Source organism: Streptomyces sp. NBC_00637, from assembly GCF_045161545.1.
In the GTDB taxonomy this organism is placed as follows: Bacteria; Actinomycetota; Actinomycetes; order Streptomycetales; family Streptomycetaceae; genus Streptomyces.
Window position 1 is genome coordinate 2,790,501 of record NZ_CP109046.1, and the last position, 16,503, is coordinate 2,807,003.

At 70.9% G+C, this 16,503-nt stretch carries 21 protein-coding genes; 12 read left to right on the forward strand and 9 right to left on the reverse strand.

Going from position 1 to position 16,503, the window contains the following annotated elements; genetic code table 11:
• Positions 1-157 precede the first annotated feature (157 nt).
• From OG440_RS11820 to OG440_RS11830, 3 genes are all read left to right on the forward strand, one after another.
• Positions 158-340 carry a DUF6104 family protein gene (locus OG440_RS11820; protein ID WP_406006800.1) on the forward strand — a complete coding sequence of 61 codons (183 nt, stop codon included), beginning with the start codon at positions 158-160 and terminating at the stop codon, positions 338-340.
• Positions 341-509: 169 nt separating this feature from the next.
• On the forward strand, positions 510-1,652 hold the full coding sequence (locus tag OG440_RS11825) for a DUF4097 family beta strand repeat-containing protein (RefSeq protein WP_406006801.1): 1,143 nt from the start codon (positions 510-512) through the stop codon (positions 1,650-1,652).
• Position 1,653: 1 nt separating this feature from the next.
• Positions 1,654-2,844, forward strand: coding sequence for a helix-turn-helix transcriptional regulator (locus OG440_RS11830; protein WP_406006802.1), 1,191 nt, complete (start codon positions 1,654-1,656; stop codon positions 2,842-2,844).
• Positions 2,845-2,890: 46 nt separating this feature from the next.
• On the opposite strand, the gene OG440_RS11835 is transcribed toward OG440_RS11830, so the two are convergent.
• The 4 genes from OG440_RS11835 to OG440_RS11850 all read right to left on the reverse strand — a co-directional run bounded on the left by OG440_RS11835 (position 2,891) and on the right by OG440_RS11850 (position 6,341).
• Positions 2,891-3,490 (reverse strand): Clp protease N-terminal domain-containing protein, encoded by a 600-nt coding sequence (locus tag OG440_RS11835; protein ID WP_406006803.1) that lies wholly within the window; start codon positions 3,488-3,490, stop codon positions 2,891-2,893.
• Positions 3,490-3,699 carry a helix-turn-helix domain-containing protein gene (locus OG440_RS11840; RefSeq protein WP_016437953.1) on the reverse strand — a complete coding sequence of 70 codons (210 nt, stop codon included), beginning with the start codon at positions 3,697-3,699 and terminating at the stop codon, positions 3,490-3,492. The genes OG440_RS11835 and OG440_RS11840 overlap by 1 nt, the downstream gene beginning before the upstream one ends.
• A gap of 129 nt (positions 3,700-3,828) precedes the next feature.
• Positions 3,829-4,794, reverse strand: a complete 966-nt coding sequence (locus tag OG440_RS11845) for a zinc-binding dehydrogenase (protein ID WP_406006804.1) — start codon at positions 4,792-4,794, stop codon at positions 3,829-3,831.
• Positions 4,795-5,111: 317 nt separating this feature from the next.
• Complete coding sequence (locus OG440_RS11850; RefSeq protein ID WP_406006805.1) at positions 5,112-6,341, reverse strand: NADP-dependent malic enzyme; 1,230 nt, start codon at positions 6,339-6,341, stop codon at positions 5,112-5,114.
• A gap of 611 nt (positions 6,342-6,952) precedes the next feature.
• On the opposite strand from OG440_RS11850, the gene OG440_RS11855 reads away from it, so the two are divergent.
• From OG440_RS11855 to OG440_RS11865, 3 genes are read left to right on the forward strand one after another with little or no spacing between them, the layout of a single operon-like run.
• Positions 6,953-7,915, forward strand: coding sequence for an ABC transporter substrate-binding protein (locus tag OG440_RS11855; protein ID WP_406006806.1), 963 nt, complete (start codon positions 6,953-6,955; stop codon positions 7,913-7,915).
• 39 nt (positions 7,916-7,954) lie between these two features.
• The gene (locus OG440_RS11860) at positions 7,955-8,926 is read left to right on the forward strand and encodes an amino acid ABC transporter permease (RefSeq protein ID WP_406006807.1); all 972 of its coding nucleotides are present in this window, start codon (positions 7,955-7,957) and stop codon (positions 8,924-8,926) included.
• Entirely contained in the window at positions 8,923-9,684 is a 762-nt protein-coding gene (locus tag OG440_RS11865) for an amino acid ABC transporter ATP-binding protein (RefSeq protein WP_406006808.1), read from the forward strand. Before OG440_RS11860 ends, OG440_RS11865 begins: the two co-directional genes overlap by 4 nt.
• 157 nt (positions 9,685-9,841) lie before the next feature.
• Here OG440_RS11865 and OG440_RS11870 read toward each other — a convergent pair whose 3' ends face one another.
• On the reverse strand, positions 9,842-10,672 hold the full coding sequence (locus OG440_RS11870) for a class I SAM-dependent methyltransferase (protein WP_406006809.1): 831 nt from the start codon (positions 10,670-10,672) through the stop codon (positions 9,842-9,844).
• A 100-nt stretch (positions 10,673-10,772) separates the two neighbouring features.
• Here OG440_RS11870 and OG440_RS11875 point away from each other — a divergent pair, with 100 nt between their 5' ends.
• Complete coding sequence (locus tag OG440_RS11875) at positions 10,773-11,402, forward strand: CGNR zinc finger domain-containing protein (RefSeq protein ID WP_406006810.1); 630 nt, start codon at positions 10,773-10,775, stop codon at positions 11,400-11,402.
• Here OG440_RS11875 and sodX read toward each other — a convergent pair.
• On the reverse strand, positions 11,306-11,740 hold the full coding sequence (gene sodX, locus OG440_RS11880; protein WP_406011327.1) for a nickel-type superoxide dismutase maturation protease: 435 nt from the start codon (positions 11,738-11,740) through the stop codon (positions 11,306-11,308). The two genes, OG440_RS11875 and sodX, sit on opposite strands and share 97 nt — an antisense overlap.
• A gap of 145 nt (positions 11,741-11,885) precedes the next feature.
• Here sodX and sodN point away from each other — a divergent pair, with 145 nt between their 5' ends.
• The 4 genes from sodN to OG440_RS11900 all read left to right on the forward strand — a co-directional run bounded on the left by sodN (position 11,886) and on the right by OG440_RS11900 (position 14,094).
• Positions 11,886-12,281 (forward strand): superoxide dismutase, Ni, encoded by a 396-nt coding sequence (gene sodN, locus OG440_RS11885; RefSeq protein WP_020130742.1) that lies wholly within the window; start codon positions 11,886-11,888, stop codon positions 12,279-12,281.
• Positions 12,282-12,492: 211 nt separating this feature from the next.
• The gene (locus OG440_RS11890) at positions 12,493-12,894 is read left to right on the forward strand and encodes a helix-turn-helix transcriptional regulator (protein WP_406006811.1); all 402 of its coding nucleotides are present in this window, start codon (positions 12,493-12,495) and stop codon (positions 12,892-12,894) included.
• A 10-nt stretch (positions 12,895-12,904) separates the two neighbouring features.
• A complete protein-coding gene (locus OG440_RS11895) occupies positions 12,905-13,318 on the forward strand; it encodes a VOC family protein (protein WP_406006812.1) in 414 nt (137 codons plus the stop codon).
• On the forward strand, positions 13,315-14,094 hold the full coding sequence (locus OG440_RS11900) for a VOC family protein (RefSeq protein ID WP_406006813.1): 780 nt from the start codon (positions 13,315-13,317) through the stop codon (positions 14,092-14,094). The genes OG440_RS11895 and OG440_RS11900 overlap by 4 nt, the downstream gene beginning before the upstream one ends.
• Positions 14,095-14,145: 51 nt before the next feature.
• Here the strand turns inward: OG440_RS11900 and OG440_RS11905 are convergent, their stop codons facing one another.
• The 3 genes from OG440_RS11905 to OG440_RS11915 are packed head-to-tail and all read right to left on the reverse strand — an operon-like array spanning position 14,146 to position 15,627.
• A complete protein-coding gene (locus OG440_RS11905; protein WP_406006814.1) occupies positions 14,146-14,724 on the reverse strand; it encodes a histidine phosphatase family protein in 579 nt (192 codons plus the stop codon).
• 19 nt (positions 14,725-14,743) lie between these two features.
• Positions 14,744-14,995, reverse strand: a complete 252-nt coding sequence (locus OG440_RS11910) for a hypothetical protein (RefSeq protein ID WP_406006815.1) — start codon at positions 14,993-14,995, stop codon at positions 14,744-14,746.
• Between the two features lie 47 nt (positions 14,996-15,042).
• Positions 15,043-15,627, reverse strand: coding sequence for a dihydrofolate reductase family protein (locus OG440_RS11915; protein ID WP_406006816.1), 585 nt, complete (start codon positions 15,625-15,627; stop codon positions 15,043-15,045).
• A gap of 122 nt (positions 15,628-15,749) precedes the next feature.
• On the opposite strand from OG440_RS11915, the gene OG440_RS11920 reads away from it, so the two are divergent.
• Positions 15,750-16,355 carry a TetR/AcrR family transcriptional regulator gene (locus OG440_RS11920; protein WP_406006817.1) on the forward strand — a complete coding sequence of 202 codons (606 nt, stop codon included), beginning with the start codon at positions 15,750-15,752 and terminating at the stop codon, positions 16,353-16,355.
• The last annotated feature ends 148 nt before the right edge of the window (positions 16,356-16,503 follow it).

Here is a 16,503-nt window from a genome sequence, read left to right on the forward strand (position 1 = left end):
AGGGTCCCCGCGGCCCGCGGGACGCCGTCCCCCTGCGCCTATCCTTTTCGTGTCCCCTCCCACCGGAGAACGGATCTCTTCCTCCCCTCGCAGGAACAAGGGTCCTTCCCCCGAGGGGGGATCCCTATCCCTGTGACCGACCCACGGAGCACGATCCATGTACTTCACCGATCGCGGAATCGAGGAACTCGAGAAGCGGCGCGGCGAGGAGGAGCTCACCTTCGAGTGGCTCGCCGAGCAGCTGCGGACGTTCGTCGACCTGAACCCGGACTTCGAGGTGCCGGTGGAGCGGCTGGCGACCTGGCTGGCGCGACTGGACGACGAGGACGACGACGAGTAGGCCGTTCGCGACGGTTCACGTGGAGGGGCGCCCGGGGTGGCGCCCCTTTCGCGTACGCCGAGGTGATCACCGGAACGAGTGTCTTGACTTTCCTCCACCGCGATATATCGTGTTTTACGTGAGACGCGATATGGCGTGTCGTGTCGCTGTCGTGGAGGAGGTCCGCACCATGTCCGAGTGGTCCGTCGCCGAGCCGAGGAAGCTCTCCTTCGACGAGCCCGTGAGCGAACTGCGCGTGCGCATCGTCGACGGCACCGTGAACGTCGTGGGCACCGAAGAGGGCCCCGCCCGCCTGGAGGTCTCGCGGATCGAGGGGCCGCCCCTGGTGGTGAGTCATCGCGACGGGAATCTGACCGTGGCGTACGAGGACCTGCCCTGGAAGGGCTTCCTCAAGTGGCTCGACCGCAAGGGCTGGCGGCGCAGCGCCGTGGTCTCGCTGGCCGTGCCGGCCGGCACCCGCGTGGAGGTGGGCGTGGTCAGCGCCGGGGCGGTGGTCTCCGGTATCGAGGGCCGGGCCGAGGTGAAGGGCGTCACCGGGGACACGACCCTGGTGGGGCTCGCGGGCCCGGTGCGCGCGGACACCGTCTCCGGGAGCGTGGAGGCCCAGGCGCTCACCGGCGACCTGCACTTCAACTCCGTGTCCGGCGACCTGACGGTGGTCGAGGCGGGCTCCTCCGTGAAGGCGGACTCCGTGAGCGGGTCGATGATCGTCGACCTCGATCCCACGAGCCGCCCCACCACCATCGACCTGACCAGCGTCTCGGGCGAGATCGCCATCCGCCTGCCGCATCCGGCGGACGCACGGGTGGAGGCGAACACCGCGAGCGGCTCGGTCTCCAACGCCTTCGAGGACCTCCGGGTCAGCGGCCAGTGGGGCGCCAAGCGCATCACCGGCCGACTGGGCGCGGGCAACGGCAGCCTGAAGGCGACGACGGTCACCGGCTCGATCGCCCTGCTGCGGAGACCCGCGACGGAGGACGCGACCGACCACCCGACCCGACACGCGACGGACGACTCGTCCGACGACGCGGCGGCCGACGCGGAGCACGAGGCTCGGTACGACGAGCGGACGGCGAAGACGACGGCCGGCGCACCCGAGCACGCGCCGGCGACAGCGCCGGCAGCAGAGGCAGAGGTAAAGACAGAGGCAGAGGCGGAAACGGCTCCGGCCTCGGCCCCGCCGACCGGTCCGGAGGCTGAAGCGCGCTCGGGACGGCCCACCGGCTCGGGGGACAATGCCGGTTCCGGCCCGGGCGGCGAGCACGTCTCCGGCGACCCGGCCGACAGCACGACCGACAAGAAGGTGCTCTGACATGCCCCCCGTCTTCGCCCACGGCCGTCTCCGTCTCTACCTGCTGAAGCTGCTGGACGAGGCGCCGCGCCACGGCTACGAGGTGATCCGCCTCCTCGAAGAGCGTTTCGAGGGGCTCTACGCGCCGTCGGCGGGCACGGTCTACCCCCGGCTGGCCAAGCTGGAGGCCGAGGGCCTGGTCACCCACACCACCGAGGGCGGCCGCAAGGTCTACGCCATCACCGACGCGGGCCGGGCCGAACTGGCCGACCGCAGCGGCGAACTGGCCGACCTGGAGCTGGAGATCCGCGAGTCGGTCGCCGAGCTGGCCGCCGAGATCCGGGCCGACGTGCGGGGCGCGGCGGGCGATCTGCGGCGCGAGATGCGGGCGGCGGCCACCGAGGCCCGCCAGGGCACCGGGACGGGTTCGGCGGAGCACGCCGAGCGGGGTGAGTACGGGGAATACGGCGACAAGGAGTCGTGGCGCGTCGCCAAGGAGGAGATGCGCCGCGTCAAGCAGGAGTGGAAGGAACAGGCGCGCCGGGCCAAGGACGAGAGCCGCCGGGCCCGCGAGGAGGCCCAGCGGGCCCGCCGCCAGGCCAAGGAGGCACAGGAGCGGGCCAGCACCCAGGCCCAGGAAGAGGTGCAGCGCATCGCACGCCGGGTCCAGGAACAGGTCCAGGACCACTTCTCCCGGGGCGACTGGCCGACCGGCGTCCGCGAGGGTCTGGCGGAACTCGCCAAGGAGTTCGGGGACTTCGGCCGGGAGTACGGCAGGGACTTCGGCTTCGGCCGTACCGGGACGACGGGCTCGACGGCGAAGACAGGCTCGACGGCGACGGCGGACTCGACGACGACCACCCGCCCGGAGGACTCGCGCCCCACGGAGGAGTCCCGCCCCGCAGGAGGGTCCCGCACCACGCAAGAGTCCAGCCCCGCGGAAGAGTCCCGCACGGCGAAGGAATCAGGCTTCGCCGCATACTCCCGCACCCCGGAGGACTTCCCCGCCGAGTACGAACCCGCCTGGGCCCACGAGGACACCGGCGGCGACCCGGCCCGTGACCTGGACCGTCTGCTCGACCGCTTCCGGGACGACATCCGTGACGCGGCCCGCGACCACGGCGTCACCGGAGACCAGCTCCGCGAGGCGCGCCGCCACCTGTCCACGGCGGCGGCGCACATCGGGGTGATCCTGCGCGCGCCGAAGCCCTGACGCTCCCGGCGGGCGCAGGTGGGCGCAGGCAGGCGGGCAGACCCGCTCAGCCGGCCTTGGCCTCGGTCGCGGTCCCGGGCTCACCTCCCCGGCTGTCGCCGTAGAGCACCCGGGTGAGGGACGCGTGGGTGACGCCGTGGTCGGCGAGGATCTCCGAGGGGACGCCCCGACGGACGGTCAGGGCGAGCAGCAGGTGCTCGTCGCCGATGTGCCGCTCGCCGTGGGCGACGGCGACGCGCAGGGTGCCGGTGAGCAGGTCCTTGGCCGCGCGGCTGAACGGCCGCCGCCCGGACCGCCCGCCGAAGAGGCCACCCCGGCCGGCGGCGGCCAGCGCTCCTTCGCCGTGGGTCTCCTCGACCCGGGACACGATCTCCGAAAGGTCGATACCCAGCCCGGACAGGGCGTCCGCGTCGGCCCGGGAGAGGCCGCCGCGACGGCGCGTCTCGTCCAGGTCCCGCACCAGCCCCGCCCGCCCACCGGGCGGCAGACCGAGCGAGGCCAGTGCGAAGGAACCGCGACTGCCCTCACGGTCGAGCAGGGACAGCAGCACATGGGTCTCCTCGACCCGCGCCGCCCCCTCCCGCTCGGCGTGCCCCACCGCGCCCTCGACCACGGCACGGGCGTCCTTCGTGAACCGCTCGAACATCAATGCCTCCCGTACTTCTTGTGCACGGCCTGCCTGCTGACTCCGAGCTCCGCGGCGATCTCCTGCCACGACCAGCCCTGGTTGCGCGCACTGCGCACCTGCACCGCCTCCAACTGCTCCAGCAGCCGGCGCAGCGCGGCGACGGCGCGCAGCCCGACCCGTGGGTCGCGGTCCCCCGCGCGCTCAGCGAGATCCGTTGCTTCGGTCATGATGTCAACCTACGTTGACAGGACGGCCCTGTCAACCATAGTTGACACCCACGGCACGCGAAAGGCGGGCCCGGAACCCCGGACCCGCCCGACAGCAGGCCGGCCGCAGCGTAGGACCTGGCTGACGACTCAGCCGTGAGTGAGCACGATCTTGCCGAACTGATCGCCGGACGCGAGCCGTTCGAAGCCCTCGCGGGCCCGGTCGAGCGGCAGCACCTCGTCGATCACGGGACGGACGCCGGTCGCGGCACAGAAGGAGAGCAGGTCCTCCAGTTCGTCCTTGGTGCCCATGGTGGAGCCGACGACCTTCAGCTCCAGGAAGAAGATCCGGGTCAGCTCGGCGTGCGAGGGGCGGTCACCGCTGGTGGCACCGGAGATCACGAGCGTGCCGCCGGGCCGCAGGGACTTCACCGAGTGCGACCAGGTGGCCGCGCCGACGGTCTCGATGACGGCGTCCACCCGCTGCGGCAGCCGCGCACCGGGCTCCACCGCCTCGACGGCCCCGAGCTCCAGGGCCCGCTTCCGCCTGGCCTCGTCCCTGCTGGTGGCGAAGACCCGCAGTCCGGCCGCCCGGCCCAGCACGATGGCCGCCGTGGCGACACCGCCTCCGGCGCCCTGCACGAGGACGGAGTCACCGGGCCGTACGCCCGCGTTGGTGAAGAGCATGCGGTACGCCGTCAGCCAGGCCGTGGGCAGACAGGCGGCCTCCTCGAAGGAGAGCTCCTTGGGCTTGGGCAGGATGTTCCAGGTCGGCACGGCGACCTGCTCGGCGAAGGTGCCCTGGTACCTCTCGGTGAGGATGGAACGAGGCTCGTCGGGCCCGACACCGTGCCCGCTCTGGCCGATGACGGAGTGCAGGACGACCTCGTTGCCGTCCTCGTCGACCCCGGCGGCGTCACAGCCGAGGATCATCGGCAGCCGGCCCTCGGGGAGCCCGACGCCCCGGAGCGACCAGAGATCGTGATGGTTGAGGGAGGCGGCCCTGACATGGACGGTGCTCCAGCCCGGCCGGGCCTCGGGGGCCGGGCGCTCCCCCAACTCCAGGCCGGAAAGCGGCTGGTCGCGGTCGATTCGGGCGGCGTAGACGGCGAACATGCAGCCGACGATAGGTTCCGCCGACGCCAAGCGAAACCGGACCGCACTGTGAGACATACCCTCTTGCGCATGTGACCCAGCCCGACGACACCGGTCGAGCACCGGTCGGGACACCCGCCCGCCCGACGGCACGGGTCGAGCGCCGGTCGGAACATCTCGGCCCGTCCGGCGATCGAGGACGAGGCCCGTTCAGCGCCGAAGCGGGGTCCGGGAGCGGCAGCCCCCGGGAACGGTGCCTCGTCATCACCCGATCGGGCGGGTCGGTGGGTAAAAAAACGGGTGGCTCCGGCGAACCGACGGAGCCACCCACCCACACGTCAGCGCCGCGCGACCCCTTCGGCCCGAGCAGCCGCGGCAACCGCCGCGGTCACCGCGGGAGCGACCCGCTCGTCGAACGGCGAAGGAATGACGTAGTCCGCCGCGAGATCCTCACCGACGACCCCCGCCAGCGCCTCGGCCGCCGCGATCTTCATACCCTCGGTGATCCGCGACGCCCGCACCTGCAGCGCACCCGCGAAGATCCCCGGGAACGCCAGCACGTTGTTGATCTGGTTCGGGAAGTCCGACCGCCCGGTCGCGACGACGGCCGCGTACTTGCGGGCGACGTCCGGGTGCACCTCGGGCGTCGGGTTGGCCATGGCGAAGACGAACGCGCCCTTCGCCATCGAGGCCACCGCCTCCTCCGGGACCGTACCGCCGGAGACGCCGATGAAGACGTCCGCTCCGGCCAGCGCCTGCTCCAGCGAGCCGCTCAGCCCGGCCTTGTTGGTGAACCCGGCCAGCTCGCGCTTGACGTCGGTGAGGTCCTCGCGGTCCGCCGAGACGATGCCCTTGCGGTCGGTGACCGCGACGTCTCCGATGCCGGCCTCGACCAGCATCTTGGCGATGGCCACACCGGCCGCGCCGGCGCCCGAGATGACCGCGCGCAGCTCGCCGATGCCCCGGCCGCTCAGCCGCGCCGCGTTGCGCAGCGCCGCCAGCGTCACGATGGCCGTGCCGTGCTGGTCGTCGTGGAAGATCGGGATGTCGAGCGCCTCCTGGAGCCGGCGCTCGATCTCGAAGCACCGCGGCGCCGAGATGTCCTCCAGGTTCACTCCGCCGAACGAGGGTGCGAGGCGAACCACCGTCTCGATGATCTCGTCCACGTCCGTGCAGGCGAGCGCGATCGGAACCGCGTCCACCCCGCCGAACTGCTTGAACAGGATGGCTTTGCCTTCCATCACCGGAAGGGAGGCCTCGGGGCCGATGTCCCCGAGCCCGAGGACGGCCGTGCCGTCGGTCACGACGGCGACGACGGACGACTTCCACGTGTAGTCGTTCACCAGGTCCGGCTGTTCCGCGATCGCGGTGCACACGCGCGCGACGCCGGGGGTGTAAGCGAGGGACAGGTCGTCCCTGTCGCGGATCGGGACGGTGGCCTGCACGGCCATCTTTCCGCCGCGGTGCAGCGCGAACACCGGGTCGAACGAGTCGAGGGGCTCCGCACCGCCCTCCCGGCCCGCCTGGTCGGCGCTTTCGCTGCGAGGATTGACGATCTCCGCTGCCACTGTGTTGTACCCCTTAGGTCTGCATGGTTTGAGGGTGGCCACTCCTGATTGAGAAGTGGGCGGGCATCGCGCGGGGCCCCAGAGGTGATGCGTACGGGCACCTGCGCGTCGGGCGCGCCGCACACGCGCCCTGAGCCCCGGATGAGGGGTGTAAAAATCCTTCTTACCGGACGGAGACCACAGCCGACGAGTCCATTCCGTGCAAGGTCACATGGCTCACTCTGTGGACCTTGGACAGACGTCACCTGGAGTGACATGACTCATGTGCGAAGTCCCGCCAAGCTCACGAGAACCCTTGACACGGACTCAAGTCGACGAACAGCGCGCACGCCGGGCGATCACACCGTGAGATGAACCGAAGATCTTTCGGCCGGAACGGGGGATTCCCGCAGATGGTCCGGCTCCGTCCGGTCGTGATGTACCGGAGTGATGCGGTTCGGGGGTCGCCCGTTATCCGATTTTGACATGGCTGGCCCCCTGAATGGCGTAGTCCGAATGGCAAGATGCCGTCATCACACGAGGTCGCGACACCCGAAGGTGTGTGTTCTCGTCGACCCATCGGCATTTGTCGAGCCATCGGCATCTCCATCCATCCGCCGGAGGAATCCACCATGACCGCAAGCTCCACCCGACGCACGACCGCCGCGCGCACCCGCCTGGCAGCGGTCGGATCCCTCGCGGTCGCGGGCGCCTTGCTGCTCACCGCCTGCGGCGACCAGACCGAGGGCGGAAGCAGCTCCTCCGAGTCGTCGAGCGGCTCCGACAAGGCGCCTCTCTTCTCGAAGCTCCCGGCCGACATCCAGAAGGCGGGCGTCATCAAGGTCGGCACCAACGCCGAGTACGCCCCGATGGAGTCCGTCGAGGGCGGCAAGATCGTGGGCGTCGACCCCGACATCGCCGCCGCGCTCGGCAAGCAGCTCGGCGTCGACTTCCAGTTCACGTCTGGCGGCTTCGACACCCTGATCACCGCGGTCAACACCGGCCGCTACGACGTCGCCATGTCGTCGATCACGGACAACAAGCAGCGCCAGGAAGGCCTGGACGACAGCGGCAAGAAGCTCGGCACGGGCGTCGACTTCGTCGACTACTTCACCGCCGGCACGGCCATCTACGTCCAGAAGGGCAACCCCAAGGGCATCAAGACCATCGACGACCTGTGTGGTCAGACGGTCGCGGTGCAGCGGGGCACCACCTACGAAGAGGCCCTGCAGGCGCAGTCCAAGACGTGCACGGAGGGCGGCAAGAAGGCCCTCAAGATCGAGTCCTTCGAGAACGACACCGAGGCCCAGACCCGGGTGAAGTCCGGCGGTGCCGTGGCCGGCGTCAACGACTACCCGGTGGCCGTGGACATGGCCCGCAAGGCGGGCGGCGGCAACACGTTCGAGGTCCTCGACAAGCAGTACGAGGCCGCTCCGTTCGGCATCGTCGTCAACAAGAAGAACACCCAGCTGCGCGACGCCCTGAAGGAGGCCGTCGACGCGATCATCAAGGACGGCTCCTACCAGAAGGTGCTGGAGAAGTGGGGCGCCGAGAGCGGCGCGATCAAGGCTTCCGCGATCAACGGCGGCAAGTGATCCACCCGCACCTCCTGAAGTCTTCGAAGGGCAGTCCCCATGACTGACAAGCTCGACAAGTCCTCCGCGGGCGGCGCACCACCCGAGGACACCCCGCCGGTGGCCAAGGACGCGGGGTTCTCCGGCCCGCCGGAGGCCATCAAGGCCATCCCGGTGCGCCACTACGGCCGCTGGGTCAGCGCCGTGATCGTCATCGCGCTCCTGGCGCTGCTGGTCAACGCCTTCGCCAACGGTGACATCCAGTGGGACACGGTCGGCGACCAGCTGTTCAACTCGACCGTCATCGCCGGCGCCGGGCGCACCCTGCTGATCAGCATCCTGTCCATGGTGCTGGGCGTGGTCCTGGGTGTTCTGCTGGCCGTGATGCGGCTGTCGAAGAACCCGGTGACCAGCACGGTCGCCTGGCTGTACATCTGGTTCTTCCGCGGCACCCCGGTGTACGTCCAGCTGCTGATGTGGTTCAACCTGGCGCTGATCTTCCCCGTCCTGAACCTCGGTCCGATCTACAAGGACGAGATGACGGACGTCATGACGCCGTTCATGTGCGCCCTGCTCGGACTCGGTCTGAACGAGGCCGCCTACATGGCGGAGATCTGCCGGGCCGGCCTGCTGGCCGTGGACGAGGGACAGACCGAGGCGTCGCACGCGCTCGGCATGAGCCACGCCAAGACGCTGCGCCGGATCGTCATCCCGCAGGCGATGCGGGTGATCGTGCCGCCGACCGGCAACGAGTTCATCAACATGTTGAAGACCTCGTCGCTGGTGTACGTGGTGACGTACAACGAGCTGCTCCGCTCGACCTCGGTGATCGGCTCCTCGTCGTTCGCCGTGATGGAGCTGCTGTTCGTCGCCTCCATCTGGTACCTGGTCATGACCAGCATCTTCAGCGTCTTCCAGTACTACCTGGAGCGGTACTACGCCCGCGGTTCGAGCCGCAGCCTCCCGCCCACGGTCTTCCAGAAGATCCGGGCGAACCTGTTCTCGATCGGCCGCGAAAGGAGTGCGTCATGACCGCGATGGTGAAGGCCGAGGGCGTGCACAAGTCCTTCGGCGCGGTCGAGGTCCTCAAGGGCATCGACCTGGAGGTCAAGAACGGCGAGGTGTTCTGCCTCATCGGCCCCTCCGGCTCCGGCAAGTCGACCTTCCTCCGGTGCATCAACCACCTGGAGAAGATCAACGCCGGCCGCCTGTACGTGGACGGGGACCTGGTGGGGTACCGCCAGAAGGGCGACAAGCTGTACGAGCTCAAGGACAGCGAGGTCGCGCTGAAGCGCCGGGACATCGGCATGGTGTTCCAGCGGTTCAACCTGTTCCCGCACATGACGGCCGCGGAGAACGTCATCGAGGCCCCGATCCAGGTCAAGGGCGTCAGCAAGGCCAAGGCGAGGGAGCGCGCGACGGAGCTTCTGGACCGCGTCGGCCTCGCCGACAAGGCCAGGAGCTACCCCTCGCAGCTCTCCGGCGGCCAGCAGCAGCGCGTCGCCATCGCCCGGGCCCTGGCCATGGACCCGAAGCTGATGCTGTTCGACGAGCCGACCTCGGCGCTCGACCCGGAGCTGGTCGGTGACGTCCTCGACGTCATGCGCGACCTGGCCGAGTCCGGCATGACGATGGTCGTCGTCACGCACGAGATGGGCTTCGCCCGCGAGGTCGGCGACAGCCTGGTCTTCATGGACGGCGGAGTGGTCGTGGAGTCCGGCAACCCGCGCGACGTCCTGACCAACCCGCAGCACGAGCGGACGCAGGCGTTCCTGTCCAAGGTGCTGTAGCGGTCACGGCCAACGACAAGGGGCGGTACGGGTATCCCGTACCGCCCCTTCCGTTCGCCCCATCCGCCGTTCGCCGGCTCCGCCGTTCGGGTCGCCCCGGCCGCATCGGCGCCGACTGGCTGGTTCCGGCCGTTACGGCGGGGTACTCACCTCATGCTCACCTCAGGGCCAGCAACAGGGTGTCGGAGGGTGACGCCCAGACCGGCCGAGCCTCGCTGAAGCCGCGTTCGAGCAGCACGCGAGCATGCCAGGAGGCCGAGGGCATGTCGCCGTCGGCGTGCTCGCCGTAGATCTCGAAGCGGCGGGCGGTCGGCCCGGCGAGAACGGGGTCCTCGGCGGCCAGCTGCCACCATTGCGCCCAGTCGAGGGCTCCGTCCGTCCTGGCCTGATCCATGCGGGTGTGGCGCTGTGCGCGCTCGGCCGCGTTGATCCGGGGCGTCGAGTCGTCGATCATGTGGTCCGCGTTCATGAAGACACCGCCGTCGCGGACGAGTCCCGCGACCTGACCGTAGAGGGCTGCGAGGGGTTCGCTGTGCAGCCAGTGCAGGGACGTGGCGGTCAGGACGGCGTCGTACGTGTCGTACGGCAGCCGGGCCGGCCAGTCGGGGTCCTTGAGGTCCGCCGTCACGAGGGTGACGCGGTCGTCGCCCGCGAAGGTGCCCTCGGCGATGGCGAGGAGCGCGGGGTCGAGGTCGACGCCGGTGCTGGTCGCGCCCGGGAGGCGGGCGAGCAGCCGGGCGGTGACGGTACCGGTGCCGCAGGCGAGGTCGAGGACGCGCGGGGCGGGCCCGACGAGCGCCTCGACCATGTCGAGCATGATCCGGAAGCGGTCCTCGCGGTCGGGCATGTACCACTCCTGCTGGCGGTCCCAGCTCCGTTGCCAGGCAGCCCAGTCGGCACCCGTCGCGGCACCGGTGGCGGCGTCGGCCGTGGCACCGTTCGCGGGACTCGTCGTGGCACCGGTCGTGGTCGTCTGCGCGTCCGTCATCGCAACCCTCCGCCGCGTTCGTCGCGTAATACCCTGGAAGCACGAACGGCTGTTACCCCGCCCGCATCCCGACCATAGAGCGCCACCGTAAGGACTACAAGTGGAACTGGCCTATTACTCGGATTACGCCGTGCGCCTCGTCAACAGCGAGGAACCGGCCCGGGGCAAGGACGCGCTGACCTCGGTCGAGGCAGTCCGCTCCCTCTTCGGCGGCAACCAGTCGGCGGGCCGCCGGGCCACCGACGCGGACGTCACCCGGTTCCGCTCGGTCCGGGCCCGCCTGCGCGCGGTCTTCGAGGCGGCCGACGGCGGCGACGAGACCCTCGCGGTGGACCTGCTGAACTCGCTCCTCCTGGAGTTCCCGGTGAGCCCGCAGATCTCCGGGCACGACTTCCGTGACGACGACGGCCGCCCGCTGTGGCACATGCACCTGGCCGACCACCCGTCGAACGCGACGGCGGGTTACGCGGCCATCGCGGCCATGGGCCTGGCGTTCCACCTCACCGAGTACGGCGTCGACCGCCTGGGCCTGTGCGAGGCGGTCCCGTGCCGCAACGCCTACCTCGACACCTCGACCAACCGCTCCCGGCGCTACTGCTCCGACCGCTGCGCCACCCGCGCCAACGTGGCCGCCTACCGCGCCCGCAAGCGCCTGGAGGCGGACCGGACGGCGAGCACCGGCCTGGCCGCCGACAGCGCCCAGCGCGCCACCGCCAGCGGCGAGCGCTGACCGGGCTTCAGCGGACGGTAGCGCAGCCGCACCTTGCCCAGGATCAGCTCGTCGGGCACGGTCCCGTAGTCGGTGCTGTCGCCGCCGGCGTAGGTGTTGTCCCCGCGGACCCACCACCCGCCCTCGCGGCGCTCCGTGGCCCGCTTGACCACGAGCAGGTCCTGCTGGAACGGATGCCGCAGCACGATCACGTCCCCGGCGCGGACCCGGGCGCCGTACTGCACCACCAACCGGTCCCCCTGGTACAGCGTGGGCACCATGGACGGGCCGGTCACCTCGGCCAGTCCGAAGAGCGCGGCCGCCCTCGCGCGCTCGGTCTCCTGCGACAGCTCCGGCATCGCCGGCACCTCCCCGGTCTGTTCCTCCACCAGTCTCAGTCTGACCCCGGACTTTTGTCCTAAGCCCATGGGGGCACTCGCGAAAAGCCCTCTCCCAGGGAGTAATGTCCCACCTGAGAAGACGATCACGAGGAAGGAACGCTCCATGCTTTCCCGCCTGTTTGCCCCCAAGGTCAAGGTCAGCGCACACTGCGACCTGCCCTGCGGTGTGTACGACCCGGCCCAGGCCCGCATCGAGGCGGAGTCGGTGAAGGCCGTCCAGGAAAAGATGGCCGCCAACGACGACCCGCACTTCCAGGCGCGCGCCACCGTCATCAAGGAGCAGCGAGCCGAGCTCGCGAAGCACCACGTCTCCGTGCTGTGGAGCGACTACTTCAAGCCCCCGCACTTCGAGAAGTACCCCCAGCTGCACCAGCTGGTCAACGACACCCTGAAGGCCCTGTCGGCCGCCAAGGCCTCGACGGACCCGAAGACCGGCGAGAAGGCCCTGGAGCTCATCGCCGAGATCGACAAGATCTTCTGGGAGACCAAGAAGGCCTGATCACCGCCTGGTCAGGGCCTTGATCAAGGCCTGATCCGCGTCGGGGCCGTCCGGCCCGCCCTGGTGGCGCCGGTCGCGACCCGGCTGTCCGCACCCGGTCCGCGGGGGCCGCCGAGCACGGCGTCCCCGGCGGTCCGGGTGCGGTCTGCTTTCCCCCGCGGTCTTCGTTCCTCCCCCTCCCGGACGCCGCCCTTCGTGCGATGCTGGCCCGGTGACTCTCGAGGACCTGAAACGGCTGCGGCAGGCACGCGACCGGATGGACCGCGAGTACGCGGAGCCGCTCGACGTCGCCGCGCTCGCGAGCACCGCGCTGATGTCCCCGGGCCACTTCCAGCGCAGCTTCCGCGAGGCCTACGGCGAGACGCCGTACGGCTACCTCATGACTCGGCGGGTCGAGCGCGCCAAGACCCTCCTGCGCCGCGGCGACCTGACCGTGACGGAGGTCTGCATGGCGGTCGGCTGCACCTCGCTCGGCTCGTTCAGCGCCCGCTTCACCGAACTGGTCGGCGAGACCCCGAGCGCGTACCGGGCACGGTCGCACGAGGCGAGCGCGGTGATCGCGCCGTGCGTGGCCCGGACGTTCACCCGCCCCCGACGCGGCCGGCATGCCTAGGCTGGACGCCATGGACCTCAAACTTCACCAGTGTTTCGTCGCCGTCGACGACCACGACAAGGCCCTGCACTTCTATGTCGAGGTACTCGGTCTCGAAGTCCGCAACGACGTCTCCTTCGAGGGGATGCGGTGGGTGACCGTCGGGTCACCGCTCCAACCGGACGTGAGCGTGGTGCTGGAGCCGCCGGGCGCGAACCCGGACTTCTCCCCCGCCGACCGGGAGGCGATGGCCCGGCTGCTCGCCAAGGGTGTGCTGCGCGGGGTCATCTTCACCACCGCCGACTGCGACGCGCTGCACGCGCGGGTGCGGGAGGCCGGCGTCGAGGTGCTCCAGGAGCCGACGGACCAGCCCTACGGCGTGCGCGACTGCGCGTTCCGGGACCCGGCGGGGAACATGCTGCGCTTCATGGAGCGGCCCAAGTGAGCGACCCCGTCCGCTGGACCCACGTCTACGTCGACCGGCCCGCCCGGAGCTTCGCGCGGGCGTGCGACTTCTGGACCGCCGTCACACGGACGTCCCTGTCCGAACCCAGGGGTGAGGGCGGGGAGTTCGTCACCCTGCTGCCGAAGGACGCCGACGCCTGCGCGAAGGTCCAGGCGGTCGGGGACGGCGACGGCGGCGCGCATCTCGACCTCGCCGTGCGGGATGTGCCCGGTTTCGTCGCGGCGGCGCTGGAGCTCGGCGCGGAGACGGCCGCCGCGCACGACGGCTGGGCGGTACTGCGTTCCCCGGCCGGGCACCTGTTCTGCGCGGTGCCGTGGCACGGGGAGTCGGTGCGGCCGCCGGTGGTGGCCGGCAGCCGACTGGATCAGTTGTGCATGGACCTCCCGCCGTCGGCGTACGAGACCGAGATCGCCTTCTGGAACGGCCTGTTGCCCGACTGGTCGGCCCGGCCGGGCTCGCGGCCCGAGTTCTACGTGGTCGAGCCGCCGCCGGGCCTGCCGGTCCGCATCCTGCTCCAGCGGCTCGACACGGAAGGCGCCGCCCGCGCCCATCTCGACCTGGCCTGCGGCCCGGACATCGACGCCGTACGCGCCCGGCACGAGGAGCTCGGCGCGGTCCTCGTCGCCCGGCATCCCCACTGGACGGTGATGCGCGACCCGACGGGCGGCTTGTACTGCCTGACCGGACGCGACGCGGAGACGGGTGGGCTGCCACGAGCGGGAGCCCGGACGACGAGAGTCACGACGGGCCGCTGACCGCCGGGACCCCGCCGCCGACCGGCGGCGCCTACGGCCCTCTACGGCTCCTTACGAACCCTCGGCGAGCGGCGCGCCCACCCGCAGGTTCCACCGCCCCGCCCGGCCGCTCAGGTCCACCGCGGTCAGCGGGCGCACGTCGAGGCGCCAGAAGGCCGGTTCCGGCAGGCCCAGCGCACGGACGAGCAGGGCCCGCACGACATCGGGTTCCACCACGGCGGTCACCCGCCCCGGAGTGCGGGCCACGTCCTCCAGCCATGCCCCGGCCCGGTCGCACAGCCCCCGCACCGTCTCCCCGCCGTGCGGGGCATGTGCCGGATCCGCCAGCCAGGACGCCACCGCCTCCGGCTCGGCGGCCGTCACCTCGGTGAGGGTCAGGCCGCGCCAGCGGCCCACGTCGAGCGCGGCGAGCGCGGGCACCCGGGACGCGGTCAGGCCCAGCGCCTCGGCGGTCTGCCGGCACCGCGTCGAGGGCGAGACCGCCGACCGGTCCGCGGCGGGCAGCAGCGCCGCGGCCGACCGGGCCCGGCGTATCCCGGCGGCGTCCAGCTCACCGGTGCCGTCGTCGAACCGCGCCTCACGCAGAGCCGAGGTGACCGCCGGTGAGATCAGGGTCACTCGGCTGGTCATCGTTCTCCGCTCGGTGAGGTCAGGAGGTCGGGGCGGCGGGGGCTTCGGGTTCCTCTTCGGTCTCGGCGACCGCGTGTCCGGTCTCGGCGGCCGCGTGTCCGGAGTCGGCGACCTCATGTCGGCCGCCCGGTTCCACGAAGGCCTCGCACCGCGGGTTGTGGCAGGGGCCCGGCACCCAGCGCGGGACCCACGCCCCCAGCGTCTTGTGTCGCCGCACGACGGACTGCACAGGCTGCCCGCAGGCGGGGCAGACGCGTTGTTCCCGGTCCATGCCCTACAGAGTAGGTCGGCCCGGACGAGAGCGCCCCCCGCCGTACGTCAGCGTTCCCTGGCGTACGTGCGTACGACCGCACCGTTGCCGAAGGAGCGCACCCCGCCGAAGGTGAAGCGGGCGACGTCGAATCCGGCGCCGAACATCGGCATGCCGGCGCCGTAGACGAGCGGATAGGTCTTGATCACGAGCTCGTCGATCTCGTCGAACAGCTCACCCGCGACGCGGGAACCGCCGCACAGGTAGATGTCGAGGCCGCCGTCCTCCGCCTTCAGCTCGCGCACCTTGTCGACCAGACCGTCCGCGATGATCTCGACGTCCGGGGAGGGCGACTCGCCGAGGGTGCGGGAGGCGACGTACTGCCGCAGGTGCGCGTACGGGCTGGGGATGCCCTCCTTCAGGGCCAGGTCGTAGCTGGCCCTGCCCTGGATGATCGTGTCGAACCTCTTGTTCTCCAGGTCGTCCAGGCCGAGCGCGCGGCGGCCGTGGGTCGGCAGGGTCTCCGGGTGGTCCGCGGCGAGGAAGCCGAGGAACTCCTCGTCGACGTAGGAGAGCATCGCCGTGGCGTCGCCGTTCAGGTCTCCGATGAAGCCGTCGACGGAGCAGGCGATGAAGTACGTGAGCTTTCGCAAGTAGGGCTCTTTCCGTAGGCTGTCCCCCGAACCACTCCAGTTGTAGTACTTCGGTTGTAGTGGTTGCAAGGGGGTTTCCCGATGTTTCGGGAAACGGCGCCAAGTGAGAGAGAAGGTTCCGCATGGCCGGAAATCCGGAGCGGCGGGCCGCCCTGGTGGACGCCGGGGTGGAGGTGCTCGCGCGTGAGGGCGCCCGGGGGCTCACGTTCCGCGCGGTGGACGCGGCGGCGGCGGTGCCGGTGGGCACCGCCTCGAACTACTTCACCGGACGCGACGACCTGCTGCGGCAGATCGACGCCCGGCTGCACGTCCGGCTGGCGCCCGATCCCGAGGTGCTCGACGCGCTGCTGGCGCGACCGCGTGACCGCTCCCTGGTCACGGCGTTCATGCACGACCTGATGTCCCGCGCGACCGGTGACCGCAGCGGCTACCTCGCCCTGCTGGAGATGCGCCTCGAGGCCACCCGGCGTCCCGAGCTGCGTGCCTCGTTCACCGCGTCGGTGCGTGGCGACCTCGATCACGGCATGCACTTCCACCGCGAGGCCGGCCTGCCCGGCGGGGACGAGACCGTCGTCGTCCTGTACCTCGCGATGCTCGGGCTGATCCTGGAGCACCTGACCCTGCCCGGCGTCCTGGACGGCGCCCTGCCGGGGGTGGGGGTGCCGGAGGGGCTGGTGGAACGGATCGTGGCGACGGTCGTACCGAACGACGGCGAGCAGCCCGCGTAGACCCCCGTAGACCCCGCGTGGACCATCGTGGGCCCCGCGTAGACCCCGGATGCCCCACGGCGGCGGGTCCCGCACCCCTTCATGGTGTGCGGGACCCGCCGCCGTGGGGCCGGAAACCCGGACCTCCCCGAAAGGCGTTCTCGTCGCC